General features: G+C 68.5%; 8 protein-coding genes. 2 read left to right on the top strand and 6 right to left on the bottom strand.

The features are described from left to right. From parC to pgi, 4 genes are all read right to left on the bottom strand, one after another. On the bottom strand, positions 1–1,917 hold a 1,917-nt coding region (gene parC / locus D0901_RS00315; protein ID WP_129138300.1), incomplete at its 3' end, for a DNA topoisomerase IV subunit A. A 162-nt stretch (positions 1,918–2,079) separates the two neighbouring features. Then, positions 2,080–3,960, bottom strand: coding sequence for a DNA topoisomerase IV subunit B (gene parE / locus D0901_RS00320; RefSeq protein ID WP_129138301.1), 1,881 nt, complete (start codon positions 3,958–3,960; stop codon positions 2,080–2,082). 33 nt (positions 3,961–3,993) lie between these two features. Further along, entirely contained in the window at positions 3,994–4,641 is a 648-nt protein-coding gene (locus tag D0901_RS00325; protein WP_129138302.1) for a YqiA/YcfP family alpha/beta fold hydrolase, read from the bottom strand. A 28-nt stretch (positions 4,642–4,669) separates the two neighbouring features. Next, on the bottom strand, positions 4,670–6,343 hold the full coding sequence (gene pgi, locus D0901_RS00330; RefSeq protein WP_129138303.1) for a glucose-6-phosphate isomerase: 1,674 nt from the start codon (positions 6,341–6,343) through the stop codon (positions 4,670–4,672). A 220-nt stretch (positions 6,344–6,563) separates the two neighbouring features. On the opposite strand from pgi, the gene cmoA reads away from it, so the two are divergent. Together cmoA and cmoB are read left to right on the top strand one after the other, a co-directional pair. Beyond that, positions 6,564–7,328, top strand: a complete 765-nt coding sequence (gene cmoA / locus D0901_RS00335; RefSeq protein WP_129138304.1) for a carboxy-S-adenosyl-L-methionine synthase CmoA — start codon at positions 6,564–6,566, stop codon at positions 7,326–7,328. Beyond that, on the top strand, positions 7,325–8,320 hold the full coding sequence (cmoB, locus tag D0901_RS00340; RefSeq protein WP_129138305.1) for a tRNA 5-methoxyuridine(34)/uridine 5-oxyacetic acid(34) synthase CmoB: 996 nt from the start codon (positions 7,325–7,327) through the stop codon (positions 8,318–8,320). Before cmoA ends, cmoB begins: the two co-directional genes overlap by 4 nt. A gap of 16 nt (positions 8,321–8,336) precedes the next feature. On the opposite strand, the gene D0901_RS00345 is transcribed toward cmoB, so the two are convergent. Both D0901_RS00345 and D0901_RS00350 read right to left on the bottom strand, forming a co-directional pair. Then, a complete protein-coding gene (locus D0901_RS00345; protein WP_129138306.1) occupies positions 8,337–8,771 on the bottom strand; it encodes a globin in 435 nt (144 codons plus the stop codon). A gap of 90 nt (positions 8,772–8,861) precedes the next feature. Further along, on the bottom strand, positions 8,862–9,600 hold a 739-nt coding region (locus tag D0901_RS00350; RefSeq protein WP_162500792.1), incomplete at its 5' end, for a ChuX/HutX family heme-like substrate-binding protein.

Consider the following 9,600-nt stretch of genomic DNA (forward strand, 5'->3'; position numbering starts at 1 on the left):
CGCCAGGACATTGCAGCCCTTRGGCACGCTGAGCACCGCCTTGCCGGCCTTGTTCTTGCCGATCAGGTCGTCGAGCCGCGCCACGAACCCGTAGCCGCCGTCCGAGGCGAGCAGGTAGCGCGTCTCGGGCGGCGCCAGCATCAGCCCGGTCATGTGGGCGCCCGCGGCGGGGTTGATGCGTCCGGTGATCGGCTCGCCCTGGCTGCGCGCGCTGGGCAGGTTGTGCGCCGCCAGGGTGTAGGCGCGCCCGCTGTCGTCGAGCAGCACCAGCGGCTGGTTGGTCTTGCCCCGCGCCGCCAGGTGAAAACGATCGCCGGCCTTGAACGCGAGCCCGGCGGGATCGATCTCGTGGCCCTTGGCGGCGCGGATCCAGCCCTTCTCGGAGAGCACCACCGTGACCGGGTCGGCGCCCATCAGCTCGACCTCGGAGAGCGCCCGGGCCTCCTCGCGCTCGACCAGCGGCGAACGGCGCGGATCGCCGTATTCGCGCTCGGCGTCGCGCAGCTCCTTCTCGATCAGGTCGGTGAGCGCGGCGTCGTTGCCGAGCAGTTCCTTGAGGCGCTCACGCTCGGCCTGCAGTTCGTCCTGCTCGCCGCGAATCTTCATCTCCTCGAGGCGGGCCAGGTGACGCAGGCGCAGCTCGAGGATCGCCTCGGCCTGGCGGTCGGAGAGGCCGAAGGCGCTGATCAGCGCCGGCTTGGGCTCGTCCTCCTCGCGGATGATGCGAATCACCTCGTCGATGTTGAGGTAGGCGGCGAGCAGGCCCTCGAGGATATGCAGGCGATCCTCGACCTTGCCCAGCCGGTGCTCGAGCCGCCGGCGCACCGTGGCGCGCCGATAGCGCAGCCACTCGCCGAGCATCTCGGCCAGCGACAGCACCCGCGGGCGGCCGTCGAGACCGATGACGTTGAGATTGACGCGGACGTTCTTCTCGAGGTCGGTGGTGGCGAACAGGTGCGCCATCAGCGACTCGATGTCGACGCGGTTGGAACGCGGCTCGATCACCAGCCGCGTGGGCGTCTCGTGGGTCGACTCGTCGCGCAGATCGCTGACCATGGGCAGCTTCTTCTTCTGCATCTGGTCGGCGATCTGCTCGAGCACCTTGGCCCCGCTGACCTGATAGGGCAACGCGGTGATCACCACATTGCCCTCTTCCAGGCTGTAGCGGGCGCGCAGCTTCACCGAACCGCGACCGCTCTCGTAGAGCTTGGCGAGATCGGCCCGCGGGGAAATGATCTCGGCCTCGGTGGGAAAGTCCGGCGCCGGCACGTGGGCGACGAGATCGCCCACCGTGGCCTCGGGATGACGCAGCAGATGACAGGTCGCCTCGACCACCTCGTGGACGTTGTGCGGCGGAATGTCGGTGGCCATGCCCACCGCGATGCCGGTGGCGCCGTTGAGCAGCACGTGCGGCAATCGCGCCGGCAGCACCGCCGGCTCGTTCATGGTGCCATCGAAGTTGGGCATCCAGTCGACGGTGCCCTGGCCGAGCTCGCCGAGCAGCACCTCGGAGAACTTCGACAGCCGCGCCTCTGTGTAGCGCATCGCCGCGAACGACTTGGGATCGTCGGGGCTGCCCCAGTTGCCCTGGCCGTCGACCAGCGGATAGCGATAGCTGAACGGCTGGGCCATCAGCACCATCGCCTCGTAACAGGCGCTGTCGCCGTGCGGGTGGAACTTGCCCAGCACGTCGCCGACGGTGCGCGCCGACTTCTTGTACTTGGCGTTGGCGGTCAGCGACAGCTCGCGCATGGCGTAGATGATGCGCCGCTGGACCGGCTTCATGCCGTCGCCGACGTGCGGCAACGCCCGGTCGAGAATCACGTACATCGAATAGTCGAGGTACGCCTTCTCGGTGTATTCCTTCAGGGAAAGGCGTTCGACGTCGCCTTCCTCCACATGGATATCCATGGTCATGGGTGCGGGGCCCTGTCTGCCTGCATGGAAACTTCGCGGGCGGTGCCCGCTCGATACGCTCGGGAAGAGCTGTAAGCCGTAAGCTTCCAGCTGTAAGTAACCCCAACACGCTTCGGTTTTTCTTACAGCTTACGGCTTAACGCTTACAGCTTCCCGAAAGGGCTAAACCTCGATATCGGCCAGATTGCCGTAATCCTCCAGCCACCCCTTGCGATCGCCGGCACGCTTCTTGGCCAGCAGCATGTCGAGCATCTCGCTGGTGCCGTCGCCGTCGGCGCGGGTCAGTTGCACCAGCCGCCGGGTATCGGCGGCCATGGTGGTCTCGCGCAGCTGCAGCGGGCTCATCTCGCCGAGGCCCTTGAAGCGCTGCACGTTCGGCGTGCCGCGCTTGCCCTCCAGGCGCTTGAGGATCGCCGCCTTCTCGCTCTCGTCGAGGGCGTAGTGCACCTCCTTGCCGAGATCGATGCGGTAGAGCGGCGGCATCGCCACATAGACGTGCCCCGCATCGACCAGCGCCGGGAAATGGCGCACGAACAGCGCGCACAGCAGGGTGGCGATGTGCAGGCCGTCGGAGTCGGCGTCGGCGAGGATGCAGATCTTGTGGTAACGCAGCTTGGTCAGGTCGCCGCTGCCCGGATCGGCGCCGATGGCCACGGCGATGTCGTGGACCTCCTGGGAGTTGTAGATGTCGTGGGAATCCACCTCCCAGGTGTTGAGGATCTTGCCGCGCAGCGGCAGGATCGCCTGGGTCTCCCGGTGCCGGGCCTGCTTGGCGCTGCCGCCGGCACTGTCGCCCTCGACCAGGAACAGCTCGCTGGTCGCCGGGTCCTGTCCCGAGCAGTCGGCCAGCTTGCCGGGCAGCGCCGGACCGGCGGTGACCTTCTTGCGGGCGACCTTCTTGGCGCTCTTCTGGCGGCGCTGGGCGGCGCTGATCACCAGTTCGGCGAGCGCCTCGGCCTGGTCGACGTGGTGGTTGAGCCACAGCGAGAAGGCGTCCTTGACCACCCCGGAAACGAAGCCGGCGACGGTGCGCGACGACAACCGTTCCTTGGTCTGACCGGCGAACTGCGGGTCGAGCATCTTCACCGAGAGCACGAAGGAGACCCGCTCCCAGAGGTCGTCCGGGGTCAGCTTGACGCCGCGCGGCAGCAGGCTGCGGTAGTCGCAGAACTCGCGCAACGCCTCGAGCAGCCCCGAGCGCAGGCCATTGACGTGGGTGCCGCCGAGCGGCGTGGGAATCAGGTTGACGTAGGACTCCATCAGCGGCTCGCCGCCCTCCGGCAGCCACTGGATCGCCCAGTCGACGCCCTGCTCGTCGTCGGCGAAGTGCCCCACGAAGGGCGAGTCCGGCAACACCTCGAAGCCGTCGTTGGTCTGCGCCAGGTAGTCGCGCAGGCCGTCCTCGTACTGCCATTCGCTCTGGGTGCCGTCGGCTTCGCTCAACACCACCTTGAGCCCCGGGCAGAGTACCGCCTTGGCGCGCAGCAGGTGCTTGAGTCGCGGCAACGACAGCCTGGGCGAGTCGAAGTAGGCGAGCTCGGGCCAGAAACGCACCACCGTGCCGGTGGCGCGCTTGGCGCAGCTGCCGATCACGCTGAGCTCCTCGACCTTCTCGCCCTTGGCGAAGGCGATGGCGTGCCGGCTGCCGTCGCGGCAGACCTCGACCTCGAGCCGCTCGGAGAGCGCATTGACCACCGAGACGCCGACGCCGTGCAGCCCGCCCGAGAAGCGATAGCTGGACTGCGAGAACTTGCCTCCGGCGTGGAGCTTGGTGAGGATCAGCTCGACCCCCGACAGGCCGTGCTCGGGATGGATGTCGATGGGCATGCCGCGGCCGTCGTCACTGACCTCGATGCCGCCGTCGTCGAGCAGCCGGACGCGGATCTCCCCGGCGTAGCCGGCCAGCGCCTCGTCGACGCTGTTGTCGATGACCTCCTGCGCCAGGTGGTTGGGCCGCGTGGTGTCGGTGTACATGCCGGGGCGCTTGCGCACCGGCTCGAGGCCCGAGAGGACCTCGATCGAAGAGGCACTGTATTGCGTCATGCGTTATCCGGAGAAATGGCTGATAGTCGTCGCTCAGGGCCCGGCGGCACCCTCCTGCGCCAGTCCGGCGAAGGTGAGCCCGCCGTGGGCCAGCACCGCCGGCAGATACGCCGCCAGCTGGCTGAAGCCGTGATCGCCGCCCGGCTCGATCAGCGTGCGACACCCCCGGTAGGCGCGGAAGGCGTCGCGGCAATCGAGCGTCTCGTCGGCGGTGCCCAGCAGCAGCAGATAGCGTGCCGGCGTGAGCCGTTCGGGCACCAGCGCCGTCAGGGCATCGCGGTGCTCGGCCTCGATGGTGAAACGCTCGCCGCTGTACGGGTTGACGAAATCCTGGCCCAGCCAGGCGTCGACCAACCGTGCCGGCGCCACCGCCGGGTTGATCAGCACCGCCGGCAGGTCGTGCCGTTCGGCCAGCACGCTGGCCCAGAATCCGCCCAGCGAACTGCCCACCAGCAGGGGGGCGTCGCCCAGCTCGGCGAGGGCGTCCTCGGCACTCGCCAGCGCCGCCTCGGGCCGGTGCGAGAGCTGCGGCGTCCGGCACGGCAGGGGCGCGTCGCCGGGGCCGATCCGCCGGCAGGCGGCACGCATCAGCCGTGCCTTGGGCGAGTCGCTGCCGCTGTTGAAGCCGTGCAGGTACAGCACGCCACTGGCCGGCTCGCTGCGCAGGCCGTCACTCAGCATACCGCAAAACCTGGATGAATAAACAGCATCAAGTCCGTTCCTCGGCCTGCCAGACCGCCTCGATCAGGCCCCGGCTGGAGCCATCCAGCGCTTCGAGCCCTTCGTGGGAGGCGAGAATGCCCTCGGTCTGGGTGGCGATCTTCTTGCCCAGCTCGACCCCCCACTGGTCGAAGGGATTGATGTCCCAGATAGTCGCCTGGACGAACACCTTGTGCTCGTAGAGCGCGACCAGCGACCCCAGGGTGCGCGGTGTCAGGCGGTCGAGCAACACGGTGGTCGAGGGCTGGTTGCCGCGATAGCGCTTGTGGCTGGGACGCGGGCCGTCGTCATCGATCGCCTCGTCACCGAGCATCAGCACCCGCGACTGGGCGAAGCAGTTGGCCAGGGTCAGGCGATGCTGGTTCTTGAGATGCTGACGGGTCGCCTCGTCCTCGACCCGGTCGTAGCGGCGCATGGGCGCGATGAAGTCGCACTCCACCGCCTGGGTGCCCTGGTGCAGCAACTGGTAGAAGGCGTGCTGGGCGTTGGGCCCGAGCTGGCCCCAGAGCACCGGGCAGGTCGAATAGCGGGTGAGTTCGCCACTGTTGGTCACCGACTTGCCGTTGGACTCCATCTCCAGCTGTTCGAGATAGCTGGCGAAGAACTCCAGACGACCGTCGTAGGGCAGGATCGAGTGGGCGCGGATGTCGAGGAAGTTGTTGTTCCAGATCCCCGCCAGGGCAAGCAGCACCGGCAGGTTGTCGGCGAGCTCGGCGCTGGCGAAGTGGCGATCCATCGCGTGGGCGCCGGCGAGCAGCTCGTGGAAGTTGTCCATGCCCACGGCCAGGGCGATCGGCAGACCGATGGCGCCCCACAACGAATAGCGGCCGCCGACCCACTCCCAGAATTCCAGCTGGTTGTTCTCGGCGATGCCCCACTCGCTCATCTTCTCGGGACTCGCCGAGACGCCGATGAAGTGCTGGCGCATCACCAGGTCGCGATCGCCGTCGCCGTTGACCAGGTGACTCAGCAGCCAGTCGCGGGCGGTGCGCGCGTTGGACAGCGTGTCGATGGTGGTGAATGACTTCGACGACAGCACGAACAGCGTCGTTTCCGGGTTGAAGCGGGTCAGGTAGTCGGCGAGCTGCGAGCCATCCATGGTCGAGGCGAAATGCACCTCGACGGGATGGATGTCGCGCGGGCGGTAGTCGGCCAGCGCGTGTGAGACCATCAGCGGCCCCAGGTCCGAGCCACCGACGCCGAGGTTGACCACGTCGGTGACCGCCTTGCCGGTGGCGCCGCGCCATTGCCCGGCGTGGCACTGTTCGACGATCCGCGCCATCCTGGCCAGGGTGGCATGCACCGCCGGCACCACGTCCTCGCCGTCGACCTCGAGGCTGGCGTCGGCCGGCAGACGCAGCGCGGTGTGCAGCGCCGGGCGATCCTCGCTGAGGTTGACGCGCTCGCCGGCGAGCAGGCGGCCGATCGCCTCGGGTACCCCGGCGGCCCGCGCCAGGTCGAGCAGCTTGTCGAGGGTCTCGCCGCGCCAGCGCTGCTTGGACAGGTCGAGCATCAGCCCGACCGCACGCCGGCTGAAGTCCGGGTAGCGCCGCTCGGACTCGCGAAACAGCTCCGTGAGATGCACGTCGCGCATCACCCCGGCATGCTCGCGAAGCGCCAGCCAGGCCGGGTGCTGATCGATCGTCGTGGCGGTAGTGGTCATCGGTTCCTCCTTGAACGGTACAATGGCGAACTCACGGCCCGTGCCGCGCCAGGGTCCCACGGGGCGGGTGCATGCCGGGCGGGCGATGCGTACACTACGCGCTGTCCGAAAACGGCCGGGTGGCTCGCGGTCTTGGCGAGCGCTCGCCCCCTCGACGCGGCGGCCACGCCCTGCCCTGCTGCCGTGACGTTCGTCATTCCTACATCAGCAACGAATGCCCATGAGTGATGCATCTTACCGTGACGCGATCTTTACGACACCCCTCGACCGGGTCGCGTCCTTCTCCTTCGACGAGCAGGTGGTGGCCTGCTTTCCCGACATGGTGCGCCGCTCGATCCCCGGTTACGGCCAGATCCTGGGCATGCTGGGCGTGATCGCCGAGCGCCACCTGCGCCACGGTGGCCACGTCTACGACCTGGGCTGTTCGCTGGGCGCGGTGGGTCTGGCGCTGGCCGGCCGTCTGCCGCCGGACGCTTTCACGCTGACCGGCGTCGACCTGTCGCCGGCCATGGTCGGGCGCGCCCGCGAGATCGTCGCCGCGGAGTGCCCCGATCACCGCATCGAGATCGTCGAAGGCGACATCCGCCATGTCGACTACCGGCCGGCGAGCCTGATCGTGCTCAACTTCACGCTGCAGTTCCTCGACCCCGGCGAACGCGACGGCCTGCTCGAACGGCTGTACGCCACCCTGGAACCGGGCGGCGTGCTGATCCTCTCGGAGAAGATCGTCGCCGCCGACGAGGCCGAGAACGCCTGGCTGGTGGAACGCTACCACGACTTCAAGCGCGCCAACGGTTACAGCGAGCTGGAGATCAGCCAGAAACGCAACGCCCTGGAGAACGTGCTGCGCCCCGACACCCTGGAAACCCACCACGCCCGCCTCGCCGGGGCCGGTTTCGAGCGCGTCACCACCTGGTTCCAGTATCTCAACTTCGCGGCGATGATCGCCTTCAAGCCGCGTCGTACGGGAGGCACCGGCGCATGAGCGAACACGACCCCGCCCAGCGGGCGCTCTATCACGCCTTCGTCGAGCAGGGCCTGGATACCTGGCTGGCACGCCTGCCCGAGCAGCTGGCACGCGGCCTCGACCGCAAGCGCCACGGCGACCTGCCCGGCTGGGAGAAGGCGGTCGCCAAGCTGCCCCAACTGCCGGCGGCCCGCGACGTCGCCCTGGAGCGCGACACGGTCAGCGTCGATGTCACGCTCTCCGAGGCCGACCGGCGGCGCAGCCACAACCTGCTCAAGGCGCTGATGCCCTGGCGCAAGGGGCCCTACCGGCTGGCCGGCATCGCCATCGATACCGAGTGGCGCTCCGACTGGAAGTGGCAGCGCGTCGCACCGCACCTGTCGCCACTGGCCGGCCGGCGGATCCTCGACGTGGGCGGCGGCAACGGCTATCACGCCTGGCGCATGGCCGGTGCCGGCGCCGCCTTCGTGCTGGTGATCGACCCGTCGCCGCGCTTCTATTACCAGTTCCAGGCGGTCCGCCACTTCGTCGGCGATGCCGATGGCGGGCGCACGCACTTCCTGCCGGTGGGCATCGAGGACGTGCCACCGGGCCTGGCCGCCTTCGACACGGTGTTCTCGATGGGCGTGCTCTACCACCGGGCCTCGCCCTTCGATCATCTGTGGCAACTGCGCGACGCCCTGCGCCCGGGGGGCGAACTGGTCCTCGAGACGCTGGTGGTCGAGGGCGACGAGACCACGGTGCTGGTCCCCGGGGAGCGCTACGCGCGGATGCCCAACGTCTACTTCCTGCCCTCGTCCCGGGCGCTCGCCGGCTGGCTGTCGCGTTGCGGTTTCGAGGACGTACGGGTGGTCGACGAGGCCCCCACCACCCTCGACGAACAGCGCGCCACCGAGTGGATGACCTTCCAGTCGCTGAGCGACTTTCTCGATCCCGTGGATCGCTCGCGCACCGTCGAGGGCTACCCCGCGCCGCGCCGCGCGGTGCTGGTGGCCCGCAAGTCGCCATAGCGCGGCGACGCCGGCGTCACGCCCCGGGCGTCGTCGGCCCGCGCCCGTGATGGAACGTCATGAAGACGATGCCCGGCGCCATCACCAGGCGCCAGGCCAGTTCGACGTCGGCGTCGAAGCACGGGTCGAAGGCGCGCACGGTATCGATCAGGCTCTCCAGCCAGAGATCGTACAGCGCCGGGCGGATATCGAGATGCCGGCGGTCGTGGACCACCGCGATGCGTTCGAGGTAGTAATCGGTCTCGCTCGAGGCGAAGAAGCTCAGCAGCCGGTAGAAGGCCTTCTTGAGCATGGCCTGCTGACGCGCCATGTCGGTGTGACGGAACTTGGCCGCCACCTCGTCGGACGAGGCGATGAAGCGCCGGTAGAAGGCGTCGAAGAAATCCTGCCCGCCGGCGGAGTCCGACAGCACCCGTTGATAGCTGGCATCGAACAACTGCTCGACGTCCATGGCCGGCCCTCGCTGGAGGCATCGCCACAAGCGTAGCCGAGAACCCCCGCCGAGGGATTGAGCGAGATCATAACGCGGCCCCGGCTCCCCTTAACCCACGCTGGCGACCAGACGCCCCTGCCCATCGAAAGCCTCGAAGCCCGTTTCGAGACGGCCGTCCGCGCCCGGTCGCGTGACGCACCAGGCCTCGCTCAACGCCGTGGTGTCGATGGTCAGGCGCAATTGCCCGCCGCCGAGCACCAGCGACGGGTCGCCCCGGGCCGACCAGGGCGTCATCCAGCCGCTCTGGACATGGGTGCAGCCCTCGAGTTCCAGGGTGACACGACGCCGCAGCGGACGCTCGAGGACAGCGACGAAGGCATCGACGGACAGCCGTTCGGCGCCATGCCCCGCCAGCAGGCGATTGGCGGTGAGCCGACTCAAGCGATAGCGCCGCAGCAGACGCTCGGCCCCCGGCCTTCGTGCAGACGATCGACGCCGTGACCGAGACGCCGCCCGACGTCGAGACGCTACGGGCCGAGTGGCGCGGGCTGGGTTCGCGCGAGGATGCCGAGCGTCGGTCGCGGCCTCGAGTTGCCGCCAGCCCCGGTTATCGATGTCGGCGATCACCAGACGGTGCACCGAGCGCCCGGTGCGATCGAAGATCTGCAGGCTGTGCATCGCGCCCCCGCCATAGTCATCGTCGATCAGGCAGGCCCAGTACCAGTTGGGCAGGAACCAGCGCATCAGCAAGTCGGGGCGCCGGACCGGCGTGACCCGACGCTGCTCCGGCAGATAGCCGTTGTGCGCCAGCTGGACATCGTGGCTGACCAGTTCGGCGTGCTCGCCG

Origin of the sequence: Modicisalibacter coralii (genome assembly GCF_004117855.1) — a bacterium.
In the GTDB taxonomy this organism is placed as follows: domain Bacteria; phylum Pseudomonadota; class Gammaproteobacteria; order Pseudomonadales; family Halomonadaceae; genus Modicisalibacter; species Modicisalibacter coralii.